We start from the raw sequence: 18,922 nt of genomic DNA on the forward strand, positions 1-18,922 counted from the left end.
ATTATTTCTTTGGACCTAAAAAAATGATTCTGACCCCTTTTATTGTTCCGCCAGCAACCCAGGTGGCCGCATCAATGGCAAGGCCAGTCCAACAGACCGGCTGAAGCGGCTCTACGCATGTTAATTCTAAGGGGTTCGGTTCAAGGCCAAAATTATCGCTATAAGAAAGAGGTTTCGAACCTACGTATCCGTAGGTGCTTTCCCCGCCTGCCACCCCAATGAGGTCGCTCTGCAAATAGCGACCCATTTGCGCATCGTAATCACGATTAATATTGTAAGTAACACCCCTTTCAACATCAAAGTATTGACCCGAATAACGCAAGTTAAATGTGTATCCGCTGGAAGCCGTTGGCGGCTTTTCGCCAAAGGGATTGCCCTGATACGGCCATTGCCAAATCTGGGTGCCGGACATGTTGTCAATGGACCTTGGCGTTCCCAAACCATCGGCGGTTACGAAATTGACAGACGCAGTTATGCCCGAACCATCCACCGCCGCAACAGGTAGGCCAAAACAAGATCTGCGAGACCTGTCAAGGTTCAACACGCAAAAAAGTCGCCCGATGAAAGGCGGTTTTTTCAGGGAAACACCTTAGTGTTTCCGATGTTGAACTTGGCTTTGAGCGTTGCAAGCAAAGCGCGCACTGGCGTTTACGCAATCGTGTTGGAACAACACTAAGACGCGCTCTTGCTTTGGATCTCGTTCAACCGAGCCGCCACTTTTTCAGGTAACCAGCGTCAACTTCCCAGTCTTTCTCAGATTGCTTGCGCCACTGCCGGGAACGAGATTCAAAATGAGACCGAAGGTAATTGTACTAAGCTCTTCAGCGGTAAGATGGAGCTGCTTTGCGACATCACGACGGGACACACCTTCATTTTTTAGAGCGCTAAAGACTTTTTCTAAAAGCAAAGAACGCTCGTGAGGCACACCTTCTGGCTCATTGGTCCGGTAGCCCTCTTCTGCCAACTGAATACACATCGTGCGATATATCCAGTCAGAGCTCAAACCCAGCGCATGCAAGCGGTAGTTCAGTGCCGCCACTGACACCGCCCAATATTTTTTTAGCTTGACGAGTGCCGGCAAAGTGACATGACGAGGAGCCATGGCAAGCACACTGGCTTTCGGCATCAGAAAAGCCGAGGCGAATGCATTGGCCTCTCGCTCGATTTCCGGGCCCTGAGGGGTCCCCTGTGCATGCAAGACAAGATGACCAAGCTCATGTGCCGCGTCAAACCGACAGTGTTCCGCAGACTTGAACGTGTTGAGAAACATAAACGGCCTACCGGCATGCCACATTGAAAATGCATCGACTTCCTTGGCATCAATGGCAAGGGAGTACACCCGAACCCCCTTCGATTCGAGTAGCCGAATCATGTTTTTGATGGGCAATTCCCCAAGCCCCCAATGCGACCGCAATGTTGCTGCGGCGGCCTCGGGAGAACCTGCGCCTACGTTCTCAGGGTAAACCACATCTTCATCGGATGCCCCTTCTTTGGCTTGCCCTAGCCGCTCTGATCCAAGGTCAAGGAGGTCCACCTTCGGCAAGTTGAACCGATGCTCAATCCAATCATTGAGCATCAGTGCAATTGAACCCGAGCCGAGTGCCGTGTCACGTTGCCTGGCGCTCATCTTCGACAGCGACCGAAAGCTAGCCACCTCAGCCCGAACCACCTCCGGTTCATCGCCAAAGAAGAAGGCCTCAGGGAACCCCAAAGCCTCACTAATACGCTGAAGGGTAACCCGCTCTGGGTCTTGGTCTCCCGCTTCATACGCAGAGATAGACCGTTCACTGACCCCGATCGCGATGGCCAAAGCCTTCTTGGTCATTCCCCGACGGCGACGCGCCAGGGAAAAACGTCCCGCGTTAAACATGGCACATCACAGATTTTTTCTCTCAACGTCAAAATCAACATCAGGCAAATCGGGCGACGCAGTTTCATCAAAGTCGCCATCAAACTTCAACGAAGACAAGATGATGCGTTCGAACCAATCGTTGATGCGCCCATCCTTTTCAATATGCCGAGGTCGAGACAGCTCAACGCGACGCTCACCGCTCTTGGCGTCAAAGTAATGAAGCAGAACCCAGGTTTCTGAGTCAGGCTTCTCATGATTGTGCTCGACAGCTGGGAGATCAGGGAACAAGTCCAGCGTGCAATTTATTTGAACAGCCTTAAAGGTATTCCGGCCCTTGGGTGACCTGTTCGACGGCGTCAGGAAGGCAACGCCAACCCCTTCGGTACCAGAAGCCACCGCGATACCGATAGTCCCGGCTTCATTGAGGACCCGTTCGTAGGTGCCCACGTCTTGCCGGTGCCATGCCAGCGGTCGGAGGGCATCGCGAAGCGCCTTGAGCGTTTCAGCCCACATCACCAGCCCAGGATAAATACGCGGGTGGTTTTCGGTGCAACGGGCGGCATAGCCGTGGGCAATGCTAATGGCCTCCAGGAGAGTCTTCTCCGTGAGTCCTAGGTCCGCAAGACGGTCCGGGACCGAGTCATGCTGGAAAACGATGCATTCGTTCACTCAATGATCTCCTGGAAGAAAAGACGCCCCCTTCCGGAAATCATCCCTCAAATGAGGTTGAAAAACAAGAAGCGCACTCAAGCTGACTCTGAAACCATGGTCTTCCAACCCTACTCTCGAGCTTCGATAGGTTCCGGCCCCTGGCATCCTTCTGTTTTTCGGAGGCTTCAAACCTCGTTCTGTAGTTCGGCAAGATCAGTTGCCCGACTGGGGGAACTGGGTGGCGCCACAGTCAGGGCTCGGACAATTTCGTTGCCGAGTTTTCGGCGGCGAAAGTCACACCACACCTTGGCCCGCTCATCATAAAACCGAACTTCCCCTTCTCAGGCTTGCCCACCAAGGCTTCCACATGCCGGCTAAATGCCTTCGATAGCCAGTTCCCAGGCCCATTGACCCCACCGAGCTTCACCTTCGGAAACAAGCGGGTCTCCCCCGCCATCCGAAGCGCTTCAACCCGGTGCAGAAGGCCCAGCTCAAGCAAGGCCGGATGAACCGGAATGGTCCGAATGCTGGCCTCAGACTTCACCGACTGGCCTTTCCGCCGGTCTTGATGTGGCTGATCGAAGCCTTCTCGCACAGGAGCGCCACCCTCGATCCTTTGCTGATGGGAGGTCGGGGAAGCACGCAGAAGGCACCGAAGCCACTTCAAAAGTTGATGCGGCGCGGTTCTCAAAGCTCCATGAGACATGTAACCTCTCTCATCGCATGAAGGACAGGAATTCCTGGGGCGCGACTAACTTTTCCGGAAAGTATTGACCTTGCAATAAATCCGTGTAGCCTCCAAATTGGGATAGTGCAACTTGGAGATGCGTGCGATGAGTGAAACCAAACTCAAAACTGTCTTACTGAAGAGAGAATTGAGCCCTGCTGAGCGCGCGCTGTTTAAGCAGATCTTTGACCATCGCGCGATACGGCGATCCGAACTAGCTCAAGTTGTTAACGAACGAGATATTATCGACCAACTAAATCAGGGCTTAAAGTCATTACCCGGGTTTGGCGCAGATGAGATCAACCGCTCAGCCGAGACATACAAGGAATCGCTTGAGCAGGCATTAAAAGTTCTCATTGATAAGGATGTCGTTAAGGTGCAAAAATCTGTAATTCCTGAGCTAGACACCATATTTGTCACGCCAAAAGGATTTGCACTTGCCGACCTTGTCCACTCGTGAATGGGCGCTGCTCTCGTCAACCGGATTAAGCCTTCTTATATTTGCGGTTGAACTGTTTCGCTCATCGAAAGTGAAATTTCGGTTCTACTTTGGCACCGCCGGACTCGCCTACCTCGCCCTACTTTGCTTCGGAAATGGCGTGGCCACGTTGCTCGTCACAAAGGCTGCCAGCGAACTAGACCCGCCCTGGCTCTTCCAAGCTTTTTTTGGCGTATTTGGATTTGAAGGCATCATTAAAAATCTGAATATCTCGTTTCTTGATAAGGGCGTTCTTACTTTTAGCGACTGGCTGGACAAAGCAAAAAATAATGCATCCGCACAGGCTCTAGAACAGAGCATCAACCACAACATTAAGCTTGAAATGCGCTTGGCTGAGCGACTGCGAAATTTGCCGCTAGCCACACTCAATGCCTATCTACTAACCCTCATTGGCAACGATGCGCCACAAGCTCTCGCAGCGCAGGCTACCGCCAGCCAGGCCCATGAGGCGCTCGTCAAAGGACTCGCCCTTGCTCAAGCCGACTACACCAAGGCATCGGCAATCCGCTGAGTTTGCGCCTCCACCCTTGAGGCGCTATAAAGCATGCGGCTGCCACGGTTCCCCGTGACAGCCGCAGCCCTCTAAGGCCTGCCATGGCTCCCTGTCAGTGATTACCCTCAGAAAGTCTTACTGACGGGGGGCCTTCTCCGCGGCGTCCGGCGGGCAAGCGGCACCGGACGCCGTAACTAATAAGATCAACTTCATGATCGCCTCCTTATCACGTGGTGGATTCTCTGGCCTTCCCCGATCCATCGGCGGGCTCAGAAGTTAGATTTCGCTCATCGGTCGATTCCGGCGGTGGCGGTGGCACTCCGTCACCAGCCTGAGCCTGTGGGTCAGCTGACACTTGCTGTTGGGCCGCTTGTTGCGCGGCTACCGCGTCCCTCTCGGCCCAGTAGGCCTCCATCAGCGCAAGCTCCGTCATGCCACCTACCTCGATCAGCCGATCACGGAAGCGGCCGTAGAGTTCGTCTTGGACCAGGCCCTGTCGGCGCATCCAATGAACGGCCGCATTGGGGTTCATCAGAAGGACGTAATGAAAATCACCAGACGGCCCCTTTTTTGCCTGGATGAACCACTGGTCACGCAGCATCTTCATGCGACGGCGCCATGTATCCACCGCCCTCCCCCCAGTAAACCCCGCCTCGGCAGCAAAGGTCGCGGGGTTCTCAATGACGACAAGGGGGCTGTCGGGCGCGCGCGCCCAGAGACAAAACAGCGTGTGCCCACAGGGCTGGCCCTTGGACCTGTGATCGATGGCCTCCATCACAATCGGAAGCGTGCGCGGCACGGTTGTGAAGCCCGAATTGGCTTTGCGCTGCCAGACCCATACGCCGTAATCACCGGGGAAATGAATCTCTTTGAGGGCAGCCGCCCGTTCGGCCATACCCGCCCGCTTGGCTTGAACCTGTTTTACATTGGGCGGAAGAGAAACCATGTCGGAGTAGTCTGACGGGGGGGCGATGCAGATCATTACACCATCGCCTGGGCTGCACCAGGATTCTATTCGCGCACGAAACAACTGCACATCGGATACCCAAAACTACATTTCTAACCATCCTTTTTGACTGCAAATCCGCATGAACCATGCTGGAAAAATGCATTATTCCGCACATTTTTCAATAAAATTTCCTTTTTTCTCAGTAATTTACCACATTTATGCGGTACTCCAGTGCTCTGCGTCCTCGTCGTTATCCCGGTTCTCCGGTAATCCGGGAGGGTATGCAAAGGGAGGGATGTACGTCCGGTCCCCACCCATCCAGACACTGAATGGATAATAAATCCAACGGTGCGAAGGGGCGGTTTATATCTCGCAATCAGGCGCTTGACGAACCCGAGCCTTCCGCCAGGTTGCCGGCAAACCTGGAGGTGCCCATGCAAGCCTACCCTTATGCCATCACGCCCCACGAGCCGACCCAAAAGCAGCTCTGGTTGGCCTCTTTCACCTCATTGTTGGCCCGACTCTCGCCCGAGGAAGCCATCAGGAAGCCGATCGCGCCCTCGATCTGTGTGACGAACGCTGGCGTGATCCGGAATACGTAAACACGTGGGAATATGCGCACAATCATGCGGTGGGCCACCACTTCGACCCGGCCGCTTCAGCGGACGGCGAAGTTGTCCCTTGATGACACCAAGGGACTCGCTCATCACCGTTGCCGATGCACTTTAAAGCTCTGCTTATTTGCTGCGCCCAGGCTCAGGCGGCTTGATGCCGGCATTTTTGACCAGCGTTGCCTTTGCTCGACGAGCTTCCTCCTCCTTCTTTAGTTGGCTCTTGAGAAGCTGCAATCGGGAGATTGCTGCTGCGATCACTTGTTCCGCAGCGGGCCAGCAGTCGACGGTGGTGAGAATGCTAGAAAGCCCCTCCAAAGCAGAAATGCACATCTCGGTGCTCGAACTATTTGTGAACGTCGGAGCGGGAAGCGCCGCCTGGAGGGCCGACATCGGCGGCGGTTCTGCTCCAGCAAAGTGCGCCACAATCGCTTCTCCGATTAACGCCCCAACCCTCTCTAACGACATCGCAACTCTCCTGTGGTGGATAATTTACTTCTGTCCCAGCACTACTTCAGTTCTGCCATTTCGGTGATTACCACCTTCGTTGACATCGCCAGGCGCGACTAGACGAGATGTCGGTGTCTTACTTCCCGCACGCAGCCGGGCATGGCTTCCCCTTCGGCGGTGGCATCGGCTCCTTTACTTGAGTCAGGGCGTTCGCGAAGGCCGTTTTGTCCACCGCAAACTTTTCGTTCCCATGCCGAACGATGCCGCTGTTGTCGACAAAGTAGACATCACCGGGGGCCAGGATGACCTTCGCCCGCACGTAACCCGGCATGTAGCCCTCCGAGGCGGAGCGAGACGAAAGTAGTGCAAGAAAGGCTTGCCGATTGACGGAGTAACGGCAGAAGCGTGCGCTGTCCAAGTCCGCCTCCTTCTTGCCCACCGGCGCCTCGCTGCGAAAATCCCAGAAGCACACTTCCACGTCCGATGCTCCCAGTTGCAGCGGCGGATGATCGGCCCACGCCAGGCCCGCCATCAGGACCAATGCTCCACTGACAAATCGCACCATGAAGAGGTTCATGATCATCACTTCCCGGGCTCGTAGTAGCCAGTCCGTGCGGGATACCCCATCTCCGCACGCTCTGGGTTTTCAATCATGCGCACGTTGTCGCCCAATAGGTCCGTGGCCGTCGCGTTGTCGAAGTAAAAGATATGCCCCAACTCGTGACCGATCACGATCGGAAGTGTGGCGCGCTGAAGTCCCGCCGTCGTCGGGATCATGGGCAGGTGGCACGGATCCACAAAAACTGTGGTGTCGTGGCCATTGCAGTCCGGCTGACTGCCATATTGGCAATATTGATCAAAGTTCGGGTCATGGGTGACCTGGATCTTGTAGACCATAGCCGAGGCTTCCAGCATGGCGTTGTAGGAGCGTGCTGTCGCGGAACGGGCATTCAACTGCGCGTAGGCGTTCATCAGTTGCTGCGCCACCGCCGGATTGCCCTCAACCACGCGCACAACCAACCCGGTGGGATCGACGAACCTGAGCGGGTTGTTGCCCACATAAGCATACGTGTTCGGCCCACCCTTCAACCCGATCGGGTCGGATTGAAGGTAACGGGCCTGCGCGGAGGTCCCGAACACCAGGGCACCCATTGCCACGACGATCGCCAAGAGTTGCTTGATCATGCTCATCTCCCTGTTTGAGCCTGTTGGGCTTTGACCTGTTGGATGGACCGCAGATAGTCCGCCTTGTGCTTGGGTGTTTCCTCGACCCAGCCCAAGGCTTCCGCACTATGGAACATATCGATGTTGTTGGCATGGAGCACCGCATACTGGTCGCGCAACTCCGGCGGAATAGCGTCGACGCTCCCATATTTGCGAAGAAACTTGTCGTCAATGAGCGCGGCATACGCTTCTCCGCGCCACAGCCACCCGCTCACATTGGTCATGTCGGTGGTCAGCACGCGTAGGGTCAACCCGAGCAAGTCGTCGGGAGCGCGGTGATGCCGGTAATACTGTTCGAGCGTGTCGACCATCACCAAGATCTCTTGCTGCTTGGTGAGGGATCGCAGGTAAGCCCCGGATTGGATGGCGCGCGAGGTGATAGCCAAGTCTTCCTGGTAATGCGCATCGGACACCGTGCCGAAGGATGTCGCTTCGATGTTCAACCACGAGCCATCGCCCCGGCGCACCCGTGCAAACACATGGGCGGGCGCGCTGACCAATGTGGCCTCGATGCCCAATTTCTGACTGAGCACGACCAGCAGCACCGGCATCGACACACAGTTGCCTTTGCGCGTGGCGAGATATGTGGACAGCATCTTGTCCTTCGGGTCCTCGCCCAACGGGTTGTCCAAGTCGTAGCGAAATGGCCGATTACCATTCCACGGCCCAGCGGTCTGCAATGAGTTCAACAGCAACCCGATCTTGACCTCGTTGTCCGTCACGTCCCCTTATGGAAACCGTGCCCGGATCGCCTGAGCCAAGTTATTTAAGGCACGCAGCGTAGCGGATTGGTTGACCTTGGGGTCGATCATCGCCTCGATGGTGACCTCGGCGCGAGCGAGATCGATGACAGTCTCCGGCTGCGCGAGCAACCGGTTCAATGTCGCCAAGTTCGGATCGCGCTTCGCACGCGAAGCAAGATCGGCCTGGACCTGGGCACGAAGCGCTGCCCGCTCGTTCGCATCCGCGGGCGGCCCTGATTGCGCATTCGCCGCGCCACATGCGGCCAACAAGACGACGATCGTCCATCCCCTGACTGTGCTCCATGGTTTTTCCACATCCATTCCCCTGAACTCAAGCGCCCTACTGGCGCATCTCCACCGGCCGGTATTGCTTCTTGTCCCCGACGCGAGGTGCCTTGTCGTCCATGCGACACGACGTTGGCCGTGCAGCGCTTGGTCAGCCCTTTCCCAGATGAACACGCACGTGGTCGATATACGTGCACGCAGTGTTGTATCGGACGGCCGAAATGCCGTAGTCCGCCCATTTGGTCATATCGCCCCTTGCCTTGGTTTGAACAAACCGCTCAGAACAATCTCTCTAGATGAGGAAGGATGCCGCCTCTTTGATTTGGGCTCGCTCAACCCAGCACTGACTAGTGATGCCGCGTGTAGTGATTACCCGTACGATGGTTCACGTAGTGACCACCTTTATGAGAGCTGCCGTGTCCACCGGAGTAGTGGCCTCCCTGATAACCGTAATGGTGTCCGCCACGAGCGGAAGCGGAGAAGGAGACGGCAAGCAGCATTGCCGCAGCTAAGACGGTAAAAGCACGCATATCGATTTCCCCTCGTAGGTTGCTATGTCGGTCAGCCGGCATGGCTGCTCGAGCAACGCATCGATACTATTACCGGGATGAACCGAATTAAAGATGTCGATTTGGGTATAGCATTTTTACATTAGATACTTCGACCATAAAATGATGACAAGCATAGTATTTTCATTAACTTGTAAATTAACCAGCCAAGAAGTCATAACCCTAAAAGCTACCAGACGGTCTCGGCCCGAATCGCTCGCATTACCCTTTAGCACTGTATTCATCATGCCAAATGCCATCCATAGCCGTGACACGTACTGCTCTAAAATGCGAGCTCAGGCACCATTGAACAAGCCTGGAGGCATCCAAACCCACATTTCCCTCAGACACTCGTGCAACTCTTGGGCGCACTCGTATCATGGTAGCTGGGCGCACTGGAGTATCAGTGGCGAGGAGTCCGCCGTCCAAAATTAGAATCGGACCGAGCGAATGTGTTGTAAGGCCACCTGCATATCGGTGAGCATTCAGGCGTACAGCAATGTCGAAACTCATGCTGTCTGCCTCGCTCGTAATACGAAGCACATCGATGGTTTTGGAGCCCCCTAGAACAACTAGAGGTTCAAATTCGGCTGTGTTCGGAATTATGGACCAACGAAATATGCATCTCTCCACCTTGAACAAACCGTGCATTTTCAACCTTCCATACAGTATCCGCCCTAGCGCCCACCGCGAGCTGAAAGCGAACAAGCACGCATTACATGATCCTAAGTCAGGTTGTGTACTTGCTCCAACCACAGAGATTCAAAGGCCTCCGGCTCCATGAGCTTCGCGGTGAACTCCCCATCACTATTTATCTCGTCGATGGGTGGAACCGGTTCGATGCCCAAGTCAGTGCCACGCGAGGCCCACTCTTTGCAGGCCAGCCCAACACGGCCATCACTATAAAACTCCATCTTCCGAAGCTCCCAGCGGCTTTCGTCGAGCTCGGATACAAGACGCACTGGATAAGCCGGGTCAGTGTGGTGCCAAATCACATCGATATAGAACACACATCCCCCTGTTTTCTTCAGCCAACAAAAAGCCCCGAAAAATCAGGGCTTTTAAGTTACTAGCGGAGAGAGTGGGATACCGTACGGTTCTCTCCCCTACCCCGTAAATCAAAGCCCTCCAGGTGGCGACCGCCCGCGGTTGAGTGTCCAGGGGAAGTGTTTATGCGAACGTAGCAAAGCTGGGTCTCAGAAAACAATATAGTCAGTCTTCTATAAAGTTAAATGTCCATTGCGCGCCCCATTATGAGCGCCTAAAAAAGGAGTTGCAGCAAGATATGGCGTTCCGCTCCAATCGTGAGTTAACTTAGGCCATCCAACATGGGGATGGCAGGATGCTCGTTTCAAAATTCTTCAAGCTTGGCCGCCATCAGGCGACTCTCGACTTCCTTGATGTGCACATCGACAAGGACCTACCTGTCTTTGTCGACCCTTCCGCCCTTCGCACATTACGCTCCGAATGGGGCCACCACTGTGTTTCGCTGCTCCAGACTTACTTCGAGACCGTGCTTGCCGCCATGAGACGCGGAGACCATGTAACAGCTAAAGCCTTACTGGCGTGCCTTAGTGAACGAAACGAATTCCATCTGGGATTTTCCAAGCGAAAGTCACGAGGCCATGCATTGGGCCCTATCTCCGCCGAGCGTATTTGGAAGTCGCTGATTTCGAGCAAAGCCGCGTCTTCCGGCCTCCTAGAAGACCTCGAAGATACCGTGCTATTCGTAGAAGGTGTTGGCCCAGATATGCTGTCCGATGCCGTATGCAATATCATCCGCGGCCCGCTTATCAAATACACCCAGCAAGCGTGCAACTATTATGGCATCCCGCTCACTCCGGGCTTAGATTCTGGCCCAGTATGGAACCCCCAAGCTGAAAAGTGGGAAACCAGCCTCATCGAATTACCTCTCACCAAAACCGGGCCCATCATCTTGGTCCCAAAGGTGATTGTTCGCGTATCCCAAACGTATGGTGCTGATGAGTATTACCGACATTTTCTAATGCCAGTGCTTCAGCAGCATCATAAGGACATAAATTCGCAATTTGTCCATGTACTCCGATCAAAGAAAAACAAGGGAAAGAAAAAGGTCTATAAAAAAGACCTATATGAGGCTTACGGTGCAGACAAATTAGCCGCAGCCAAGCTAACAGCGGAACATCCTGGCGCTCTCGCCAATTACCGCGAGACCAAAAAACTCAGCACTACGCAGCCACTTGACCATGTTGCGCTGTCAAAGCTAGAGAACACCGCGCCACCAGATTTGGGGGCGCTCATTGACGGCGTGAAAGCCGTGAAACCGGGCAAAGAGATGGCTCATGACTATGAGGTAGCCATCGAAAAATTGCTATCGGCTGTGCTGTATCCATCCCTGGCTTCGCCAGTCAAGCAGGATAAAATTCATGACGGCCGAAAAAGAATAGACATTACATATATTAATGAAGCAAAGCACGGCTTTTTCGACTGGCTCGCTCGGAATTACCCTGCGTCACACGTCTTCTTTGAGTGTAAAAACTACGGAAAGGAAGTTGGCAATCCGGAGTTGGACCAATTGTCAGGAAGGTTCTCCCCATCCCGAGGACAAGTAGGCATCCTTGTCGTCCGCTCGCTCGAAAACCGGACGTTGTTCTTGAAACGCTGCAAGGACACAGCGAACGACCACCGCGGTTTTATCTTAGTGCTCGAAGACTCGGACCTGCCGCGCCTTGTAGCAGACCGAGGGAACATACTGGCTGATGGAATGGGGGACAATCTGCTCTATCAACAGTTCAAGCAACTGATCTACTAGAGAGATTACGGTGCAAAAAAGCAAAAAAGGGTCAGAGACATTTACAGCCTCGACCCCGTTCCTTCCTTAATGGCGGAGAGAGTGACCGCCTACAAAATCCACAACAAGTATCAAGGTGATCCAGAGAATGTTGCGTGTAACCCATTAATCTAGCCATTTTTTGGATATTTAGCTCAACGATCCTCAACAACCACTAACCGCATCCAAGCCCTAATGGCATACTGGTTGGTATACCATCATCCCATCCGGAGCCCATAATCATGGCCCTGCTTACCGACACCAAGGCGCGCAGTGTCAAACCGGGAGGCGCACCGCTTGCACATGGCGGCGTTACCGGGTTGGCACTCCACCCCTCCCCCAGCACCAAAGGGCAAGGCAAGTGGGTTCTCCGCTATGTCAGCCCCGTCACCAAGAAGCGTCGCAATGCCGGGCTAGGCAGCTACCCCGACGTCAGCCTTGCTGAAGTGGCACGTCAAGCCCGCTTCATGCGCGAACAGATCGCTCACGGGAAAGACCCTTTGGAGATCAAAGCCAACGAGAGCGCCAAACCCCGTATCCCTTCGCTGGACGAGGCAGCCAAGACCCTGCACAAGGAACTGGCGCCTGGCTGGAAGAACTCCAAGCATGCCAAGCAGTGGATCAATACCCTCACGGAGTACGCCTTCCCGTTGATCGGCTCGATCCCCCTCGATCAGATCCAGCCCCGCCATATCGCTGACGTACTTCGACCCATCTGGCTGGAAAAGGCCGAGACGGCGGGACGAGTCAAGCAGCGGCTGCATGCCGTCATGGCTTGGGGTTGGGCACACGGTTTCTGCCTCTCCAATCCGGTTGATGTAGTGGGCCATCTCTTGCCAATCCAGCCAGGAAAGACGGCCCGCACTCAGCATCAACCAGCAATGCCCTGGGTGCTGATCCCAACCTTCATGGCCGAGCACTTGTCGCCGAGCTTCGATGTGTCTCGACAGGTGCTGGCCTTCCTTATACTGACTGCAGCTCGGTCGGGTGAGGTGCGGCACATGACCTGGAGCGAGGTGGACTTTAAAACCAAGCTCTGGACGGTCCCGGCTGAGCGAATGAAAGCCAGGCAAATCCATCGTGTGCCGCTATCCAAGCAAGCCGTGGCGCTTCTCAGGCATCAGGAAGGTCAACACAAAACACTGGTGTTCCCCTCGGTGCGGGATCGCACTCCGCTATCGGACATGACTTTGACTGCCTTGTTGCGGCGCGAGGAGGCGGTCAGTGATGTCCCCGGGCGGAAGGCGACAGCACATGGCTTTCGATCCAGCTTCCGCGACTGGTGCAGCGAGAAGGGCTACGCGCGGGATCTGGCCGAAAGGTCACTGGCGCACGCGGTGCAGAACAAAGTGGAGGCGGCCTACCATCGCACTGACCTGCTTGAGCAAAGGCGCCCCATGATGCAGGCATGGGCTGACTTCATTGCCCCCTCTACAGCTGCCCCGATTAACTTGAAATAGCTCAATTGCGGGTTTACGCCATCCGCTAGCTGCTTAGCCCCTCCTTGGCCCGCTCGACCCCTCTCTAAAGTTTTATCTCGTGCTACCGTAAATACTTAAGGAAATATTTAGTACGCCCCGCCATTACGTGATCATTAGCCAGCGGGGCAAGGAAGGGCATGGAGGTAGACTGTTGAACGCAACAATGGTCCAGGTAACCAGAAGGACGAAACACGCCGCGCCCGGCCCCTATCTTGGGTTCGGCCTGCAAACAGTTCGCCTCTGCTATCACCTCATCACCGCACCTGGCGATGCCTCCGTTTCGGTTGAGTACGAAGACGATGTCTCCGTCCATTACGCCGACGGCTCAGTCCTACTGGAGCAGACCAAGAGCGCACTGAATAGCGAGCCCCTTGCCAATCAGGCTGTTGACCTATGGAAAACGCTTGCCAATTGGACCACCTGGGATCCACATCCGCCCACCAGGGCAACCGCCATCGACTACCACCTATACGTTACCCCGGTGAAGTCGGGAGAGCTTGTGGTGCGCATGTCGAAAGCGGCAACCACCGACACAGCGAAAGAGATACTTAAAGAGATCGCTGGGCTACGTACATCCAGTACAAAGCCTCCGGTCTGGCAACAGCATCTTCGCCTCTTCCTTTCAGCCCCACCCAAGACGCAAGAATACCTGGTGTCACACTTCTCCGTGACCAGCGCGGATGCCGACCCTCTAACCCCCATCCGGGAACGCCTTGCACCGTTTGTCGGAAGTGACCTACTCGAAGAAGTGTGCAGACAGATCATCGGCTACGCCAAAACCGAATCCGACACCCTGCTCCGCCGAGGATTGCCAGGGACCGTTAAGGTAGAATCCTTCCGCCACTATTTGCAGGGATTTTTACGCAAACTCCAATCCCCGGCGCTGTTTTCCATTGCTCCGAAACCAACACCTCTCGCAATCCAACACGAACTGCAAGAGGCGCCCGTCTTCGTTCGCCAACTGGGCCTGATACAAGCCTCGGATCAGCAACTACTGGCATCAGTATCCGACTACCTTCAGACCATCGCTGACAAAGTACTTTGGGCCGCAGACGGAAAGATATTTCCTGAAACTCTGGAGCGCTGGGAACAGGATCTTCTTGGGTTACATCAAAGCGTACAAACTGACGTAACGCTCTCCCATCCACAACTAGAAGCACAAGATGCAGGCAAGCTTGTCTACGTCAGGTGCCGCCAACTGCAGGCAAGCATCGATACGCACGTGGCGACGCCTTGGTTTATCCACGGAAGCCTACACGAGCTGGCAAATGACCGACGCCTCGGCTGGCACCCCGACTATATCGAGCTTCTTTAATTCGGGCCACGGACATGGATCAGACCGAACACACGCACGTAACCCCACCCCCCTATTCGCTGTCTATTGTGGAGGTTGTGCAAAATCCTGGACTCGGCGCGACCCTTATTTGGTCAGCGACCAGCGGACACTACACAGAGGTCGCTGCCGCGTTTCCATTGCATTTGGCGTTTCTCGTCCTTCCGATGGTGCTGCACTTCAAAACGCGGAGCATCATTTCAGATACATATAAGAGCTCGGGGCTCGCCAAATTTGCCTTCAAGTTCAAGGGACATGAAGACGATCTTCTCGCAATTCACACGAGAGCCCTTCTGCTTCGCACGCTGACGCTTGACTCACTTTCAGCGGCATTCGCATCTAACCTGCTTTCGCTGGATTACACCAACGCCTCCGTCCTACCGACGAGGGTACGCGGGCGTCCGCCCCAGACGCAGAATATCGAAAGCATGCTCGATGCGGCAACGAAACTTGGACACTGGTTCGCACGCCTTCCCCTACGACAAATTACCAGCATGCTTCGCGTGGAGCTTTGAATGTACTTCCAGATCTTGAAGCTTGTTCTTTGGCCTCGTAAAGGTGGCGAACCAAGGGTAGTTCCATTTGAACGCAACGTTGTCAACGTTATTAGTGGCGGGTCGAAGACCGGTAAATCCGCGGTCATTCCCATCATTGATTATTGCCTTGGATCTGAGCATTGTGCGATACCGGTAGGCAAGATTCGACAAGCCTGCAATTGGTTCGGGGTCGTTGTCGATACATCAGATGGCGAGATCCTGTTCGCTCGGCGCGAGCCAGGAGACGTTCGCCGCCAAGGCGATTTCTTCGTTCTGCAGGACACAACGATATCGGTCCCCCACACCATCGCAGACAAGAGCCACTCTCGCGAAGAAGTCAAAGAGCTTCTAAACCGCCTGTCCGGACTCTCGAACCTGAGGTTCGAAGCCGACCCGGACGTGGGGTACAAGGCCAGAGTTGGCTTCCGCGACCTAATGGCCTTTGTCTTCCAGCCCCAGAACATTGTCGCAAATCCGGACGTACTGTTCTTCAAGGCGGACACGACGGAGCATCGCGAGCGACTCAAAACGATCCTCCCTTATGTGCTCGGAGCCGTCACGCCAAGAACCTTGGCTGCCCGCCAAGAACTTGTTCAGGTCCAACGACAACTCAAGCGATTATCCGCAGACCTCAGGAGCATCGAATCGACTGCAGACCGGTGGGCCGCAGATGGCCGAAGCTGGCTGCAGCAAGCAATCGAACTCGGTCTCGCGCGCGAGTCTAGAATTCCGGATTCTTGGCCAGAGATCCTCCATCAACTGAGAGCGATTGCAAACGTCACGCACCCATCTGTTGCGCCCACCGTCCGAGGCGCGGAATCCACGATTCGACGCATCGCAAGCCTGCGCGAGGAAGTTAGGCGTCTTTCTTCAGAAGCAACCGACCATCGACAGCGCCTCGCAGAAATTCATCAACTTACTGAAAGCTCCAACCAGTTCGGCGGTGCGCTTGAACTTCAACGTGAACGTCTCGCACTATCCACCTGGCTCCGAGACCGGTTTGAGGAACAAGACACTCCGTTTGAACGTCGAGCAGCGGATTCCGCCTTGATTGAGCGACTCTGTAGCGCACTGGGCTCAATCGAGCTACAAGTCCGCACGCAGCCCATGGTGAGAAACACCCTCGACAAGGAAGAGATTGAACGCAAGGCCGCGCTTGGAGCTGCCCTCGAACGATTGGCAGGAGCGAAGAAAGAGCTTGCGGTCTATGAGCGATCCACTGCCGAAGCAAAGGCCGCTGGGGACAGGCTTGCCTTTGCCGAGCGCTTCCTCGGGAAACTGGAGCAGGCCATCAGCCAATATGACGATGCCGACCATACCCAGCCATTGCGAAATGAGATCGCCGCACTGTCCGCCCGGGAAGTCGCGCTGCGATATGAAATCGATGATCAGTCCATCAGACGTAAACTGGATCAAGCCTTAGATGAAATCGAAAGGCTAACAGGGCGGTTGGTTCCGGACCTCGATGGCGAATGGAAGACCTCGCCAGTTCGCCTGAACATTCAAGAACTTTCGGTAGAAGTCGATCGCGAAGGTCGTAAGCACTTCCTCTGGGAAATCGGATCTGGCGCGAACTGGCTTGCGTACCACATCGCCATTACCGTAGCACTCCAGCAGTTCTTCGCCCGCAAGCCTCATCACGAAGTACCCGGCCTTCTAGTCTATGACCAGCCGAGCCAGGTTTACTTTCCGAAGCGCGCAAGCGAGACCGATGACGACAATAGCGATGACGGCGGTGTCGACTGGCGGGATGAGGATATTGAGGCCGTTAGGGCAGTTTTCGCCCTTCTAGGCCGAGTAGTCACCGACGCTAAAGCCCCATTGCAGGTCATCGTCCTCGACCACGCAGATGGCGAAGTATGGGGTGACTTGCCGGGCGTACAGTTGTGCGATCGCTGGCGTGATGGCGAGAAGCTTGTACCCGTCGCATGGCTGGAAGAGGACTGAGGGACTACAAGACACCGAGAGTAAATAATCGTCGCGATACCGGGACGTACGGCCACTGCACATGGTTTTCGGTCCAGCTTTCGCGACTGGTGCAGCGAAAAAGGCCATCCGCGCGACTCGGCGGAACGGTCCTTGGCCCATGCCATACAAAATAAGGTGGAGGCTGCCTACCATCGTACGGATCTGCTTGAGCAGCGACGCCCACTTATGCAGTCGTGGGCGGACTTTGTAACTTCAAACTCCGGATAGCTCCTGCAAGTCATGAAACTCCGAGGCTAAGAGGGACAAGCCCCAGTCGTGCCAGCCACCGGCTGGCACGACTGGGCTTGTATTCTTCTTTATATCAGCTTCATACCTAATGACATCGCGCGATTTAATGGGCACAAACTCAAGACGCACCCGATATCGAGTAACTCCACAGTACCCGCTGATTTCAACAGGCACCGACTTAGCAACTACAGGCAGGGAGAACATTTCGTATGGCGCTGAAGTCCTTTCCCACCTATGAGCAGTTCAAAGCTGTTCTGAGCCAGGGCGGTAAGGTAACGTTCGAAATTGAAGCAACAGATATCGCAGACGATAGGGGCTTCGAGACGGCGGCTAGTATCAAGCCGCATTTGGATTCAGGGTTTTCGCTTCGTCCCAACACCCTGATCCTGGCCGAGCCACGTGCCGCCGCAGAGATGTACCTCTATGGTGGCGAGTGGCTTCCCGTCGCTACAAGTGTCTATCTGAAAGATGGCTCGATTACCTATCGACGCTTATCACCAGACGTCTATGAGGCCGTGTGCGTAGTACCTCCGCCGCCTACTGAATGACGACCCCGCTTGGCGTGATTGACCAGCCCGAGGGACATCCTTTCGCGGTGGGATGTAGGTGATGTGTGGTGACGATCGAGCGAGATGAGATCGCCAGACTCATTACTTGCTCACCCAACAGATTCATTAGAGGGAAAAGAATGAGCGCCTTAGACGTAGCACGCCGAAATATAGAGGAGTTCGGAAACGAGTTGTGGGAAAAAGCTAAACAAGCAGCATTAGCTCGTCGCAATAAAATACCGCCGCCTGCTGACGTATTGCAAAATTTCGCACAGGAGTGCGTAGGTTTCCTGCGTGAATTTGCAGACAGGTGCAGCAATCAATTTTCTTGGGCTGATGCGCGCGAACTCCCGTCTGAAGAATGGAAAAACGGCGAGGGATGGGCGGTGCACTGCGAGACGCAGATGGGTTTTCTTCATAACCGACTTGGAGATTTTATCGAGCCGTTATCCAGGGAAGTCGGTGTGTCTGTGAATAGAGAAATGCACGTTGATCAGGCTACAAAACTGCTCTCTGCTGGACACACCGAAGTTCTTCGAAAATTCAAGCTCGAACTTGCCCACAAAGTTGAAGAAAGTAAGAGTCGCTCCGAGGCTCAAGAGGCTGAGCGAAAGAAGCAAGAGACCGAACGACAGCAAAAGGCAACGGAAAGAACACAAGATCGAGCAGATAGGTGGCAAGTACCACTACTGTGTGCGGTCATCGCTGCAATGCTTACGCAAGCAGGCAACTACGCCTATTCACGCCTGACGGGTGGACGGCATCCTCAGGCTAATAATTGCCAAAGTAGTTCGCCCACGGCGTCGAGTAAACCAAGCCCCGCTCCGCAAACTTTCGGCACTCCTGTTCCCTCAATTCCTCCAAGCGCCGATCCTCCTCACGTGACACAACCCGCCCCAGCCACTCCGTCTAGTGCGCCACGGCCGTAGCAAGAGCATCAATATTGTCGCCGCATGGGACACCCTC

20 protein-coding genes are annotated in these 18,922 nt (G+C 54.8%); 9 read left to right on the forward strand and 11 right to left on the reverse strand.

Annotated features, from left to right (window positions below):
* Position 1: 1 nt before the first annotated feature.
* The 4 genes from QMG46_RS18360 to QMG46_RS18375 form a co-directional block, all read right to left on the reverse strand.
* On the reverse strand, positions 2-412 hold the full coding sequence (locus tag QMG46_RS18360; protein ID WP_281849307.1) for an RHS repeat-associated core domain-containing protein: 411 nt from the start codon (positions 410-412) through the stop codon (positions 2-4).
* Between the two features lie 309 nt (positions 413-721).
* A complete protein-coding gene (locus tag QMG46_RS18365) occupies positions 722-1,870 on the reverse strand; it encodes an ImmA/IrrE family metallo-endopeptidase (protein WP_281849308.1) in 1,149 nt (382 codons plus the stop codon).
* Positions 1,871-1,876: 6 nt separating this feature from the next.
* Positions 1,877-2,521 carry a hypothetical protein gene (locus QMG46_RS18370; RefSeq protein ID WP_281849309.1) on the reverse strand — a complete coding sequence of 215 codons (645 nt, stop codon included), beginning with the start codon at positions 2,519-2,521 and terminating at the stop codon, positions 1,877-1,879.
* 232 nt (positions 2,522-2,753) lie between these two features.
* Complete coding sequence (locus QMG46_RS18375) at positions 2,754-3,047, reverse strand: site-specific integrase (protein ID WP_281849310.1); 294 nt, start codon at positions 3,045-3,047, stop codon at positions 2,754-2,756.
* A 289-nt stretch (positions 3,048-3,336) separates the two neighbouring features.
* Here QMG46_RS18375 and QMG46_RS18380 point away from each other — a divergent pair, with 289 nt between their 5' ends.
* On the forward strand, positions 3,337-3,690 hold the full coding sequence (locus QMG46_RS18380) for a hypothetical protein (RefSeq protein WP_281849311.1): 354 nt from the start codon (positions 3,337-3,339) through the stop codon (positions 3,688-3,690).
* Complete coding sequence (locus QMG46_RS18385) at positions 3,668-4,240, forward strand: hypothetical protein (RefSeq protein ID WP_281849312.1); 573 nt, start codon at positions 3,668-3,670, stop codon at positions 4,238-4,240. The genes QMG46_RS18380 and QMG46_RS18385 overlap by 23 nt, the downstream gene beginning before the upstream one ends.
* Positions 4,241-4,448: 208 nt before the next feature.
* Here the strand turns inward: QMG46_RS18385 and QMG46_RS18390 are convergent, their stop codons facing one another.
* The 7 genes from QMG46_RS18390 to QMG46_RS18420 form a co-directional block, all read right to left on the reverse strand.
* A complete protein-coding gene (locus QMG46_RS18390; RefSeq protein WP_281849313.1) occupies positions 4,449-5,204 on the reverse strand; it encodes a hypothetical protein in 756 nt (251 codons plus the stop codon).
* A 704-nt stretch (positions 5,205-5,908) separates the two neighbouring features.
* The gene (locus QMG46_RS18395; RefSeq protein WP_281849314.1) at positions 5,909-6,250 is read right to left on the reverse strand and encodes a hypothetical protein; all 342 of its coding nucleotides are present in this window, start codon (positions 6,248-6,250) and stop codon (positions 5,909-5,911) included.
* A gap of 118 nt (positions 6,251-6,368) precedes the next feature.
* Complete coding sequence (locus QMG46_RS18400; RefSeq protein WP_281849315.1) at positions 6,369-6,809, reverse strand: hypothetical protein; 441 nt, start codon at positions 6,807-6,809, stop codon at positions 6,369-6,371.
* A 5-nt stretch (positions 6,810-6,814) separates the two neighbouring features.
* Positions 6,815-7,417: an RHS repeat-associated core domain-containing protein gene (locus tag QMG46_RS18405; RefSeq protein WP_281849316.1), complete on the reverse strand. Its 603-nt coding sequence runs from the start codon at positions 7,415-7,417 to the stop codon at positions 6,815-6,817.
* A 2-nt stretch (positions 7,418-7,419) separates the two neighbouring features.
* On the reverse strand, positions 7,420-8,178 hold the full coding sequence (locus QMG46_RS18410; RefSeq protein WP_281849317.1) for a transglutaminase family protein: 759 nt from the start codon (positions 8,176-8,178) through the stop codon (positions 7,420-7,422).
* A 6-nt stretch (positions 8,179-8,184) separates the two neighbouring features.
* Complete coding sequence (locus QMG46_RS18415; RefSeq protein WP_281849318.1) at positions 8,185-8,514, reverse strand: hypothetical protein; 330 nt, start codon at positions 8,512-8,514, stop codon at positions 8,185-8,187.
* Positions 8,515-9,757: 1,243 nt separating this feature from the next.
* Positions 9,758-10,042, reverse strand: coding sequence for a DUF6881 domain-containing protein (locus tag QMG46_RS18420; protein ID WP_281849319.1), 285 nt, complete (start codon positions 10,040-10,042; stop codon positions 9,758-9,760).
* A gap of 332 nt (positions 10,043-10,374) precedes the next feature.
* Here QMG46_RS18420 and QMG46_RS18425 point away from each other — a divergent pair, with 332 nt between their 5' ends.
* The 7 genes from QMG46_RS18425 to QMG46_RS18455 all read left to right on the forward strand — a co-directional run bounded on the left by QMG46_RS18425 (position 10,375) and on the right by QMG46_RS18455 (position 18,885).
* Positions 10,375-11,823, forward strand: coding sequence for a DUF8370 family protein (locus tag QMG46_RS18425; RefSeq protein ID WP_281849320.1), 1,449 nt, complete (start codon positions 10,375-10,377; stop codon positions 11,821-11,823).
* Positions 11,824-12,083: 260 nt separating this feature from the next.
* Entirely contained in the window at positions 12,084-13,301 is a 1,218-nt protein-coding gene (locus QMG46_RS18430; protein ID WP_281849322.1) for a tyrosine-type recombinase/integrase, read from the forward strand.
* A 172-nt stretch (positions 13,302-13,473) separates the two neighbouring features.
* Positions 13,474-14,637, forward strand: a complete 1,164-nt coding sequence (locus tag QMG46_RS18435) for an ABC-three component system protein (protein ID WP_281849323.1) — start codon at positions 13,474-13,476, stop codon at positions 14,635-14,637.
* A gap of 14 nt (positions 14,638-14,651) precedes the next feature.
* Positions 14,652-15,170 carry a three component ABC system middle component gene (locus tag QMG46_RS18440; protein ID WP_281849324.1) on the forward strand — a complete coding sequence of 173 codons (519 nt, stop codon included), beginning with the start codon at positions 14,652-14,654 and terminating at the stop codon, positions 15,168-15,170.
* Positions 15,171-17,138, forward strand: a complete 1,968-nt coding sequence (locus QMG46_RS18445; protein WP_281849325.1) for a DUF3732 domain-containing protein — start codon at positions 15,171-15,173, stop codon at positions 17,136-17,138.
* Between the two features lie 479 nt (positions 17,139-17,617).
* A complete protein-coding gene (locus QMG46_RS18450; protein WP_281849326.1) occupies positions 17,618-17,956 on the forward strand; it encodes a hypothetical protein in 339 nt (112 codons plus the stop codon).
* 140 nt (positions 17,957-18,096) lie between these two features.
* Positions 18,097-18,885: a hypothetical protein gene (locus QMG46_RS18455; RefSeq protein ID WP_281849327.1), complete on the forward strand. Its 789-nt coding sequence runs from the start codon at positions 18,097-18,099 to the stop codon at positions 18,883-18,885.
* Positions 18,886-18,922 lie beyond the last annotated feature (37 nt).

Source organism: Dyella sp. GSA-30, from assembly GCF_027924605.1.
Lineage (GTDB): Bacteria > Pseudomonadota > Gammaproteobacteria > Xanthomonadales > Rhodanobacteraceae > GSA-30.

Bases quoted from the DNA above. Each gene is read 5' to 3' on its own strand.
- QMG46_RS18440 (WP_281849324.1), top strand. From the start codon at position 14,652: ATGGATCAGACCGAACACACGCACGTAACCCCACCCCCCTATTCGCTG.
- QMG46_RS18360 (WP_281849307.1), bottom strand. From the start codon at position 412: ATGTCCGGCACCCAGATTTGGCAATGGCCGTATCAGGGCAATCCCTTT.
- QMG46_RS18455 (WP_281849327.1), top strand. From the start codon at position 18,097: ATGAGCGCCTTAGACGTAGCACGCCGAAATATAGAGGAGTTCGGAAAC.
- QMG46_RS18405 (WP_281849316.1), bottom strand. From the start codon at position 7,417: ATGATCAAGCAACTCTTGGCGATCGTCGTGGCAATGGGTGCCCTGGTG.
- QMG46_RS18395 (WP_281849314.1), bottom strand. From the start codon at position 6,250: ATGTCGTTAGAGAGGGTTGGGGCGTTAATCGGAGAAGCGATTGTGGCG.
- QMG46_RS18445 (WP_281849325.1), top strand. From the start codon at position 15,171: ATGTACTTCCAGATCTTGAAGCTTGTTCTTTGGCCTCGTAAAGGTGGC.
- QMG46_RS18450 (WP_281849326.1), top strand. From the start codon at position 17,618: ATGGCGCTGAAGTCCTTTCCCACCTATGAGCAGTTCAAAGCTGTTCTG.
- QMG46_RS18430 (WP_281849322.1), top strand. From the start codon at position 12,084: ATGGCCCTGCTTACCGACACCAAGGCGCGCAGTGTCAAACCGGGAGGC.
- QMG46_RS18390 (WP_281849313.1), bottom strand. From the start codon at position 5,204: ATGATCTGCATCGCCCCCCCGTCAGACTACTCCGACATGGTTTCTCTT.
- QMG46_RS18365 (WP_281849308.1), bottom strand. From the start codon at position 1,870: ATGTTTAACGCGGGACGTTTTTCCCTGGCGCGTCGCCGTCGGGGAATG.
- QMG46_RS18425 (WP_281849320.1), top strand. From the start codon at position 10,375: ATGCTCGTTTCAAAATTCTTCAAGCTTGGCCGCCATCAGGCGACTCTC.
- QMG46_RS18380 (WP_281849311.1), top strand. From the start codon at position 3,337: ATGAGTGAAACCAAACTCAAAACTGTCTTACTGAAGAGAGAATTGAGC.
- QMG46_RS18400 (WP_281849315.1), bottom strand. From the start codon at position 6,809: ATGAACCTCTTCATGGTGCGATTTGTCAGTGGAGCATTGGTCCTGATG.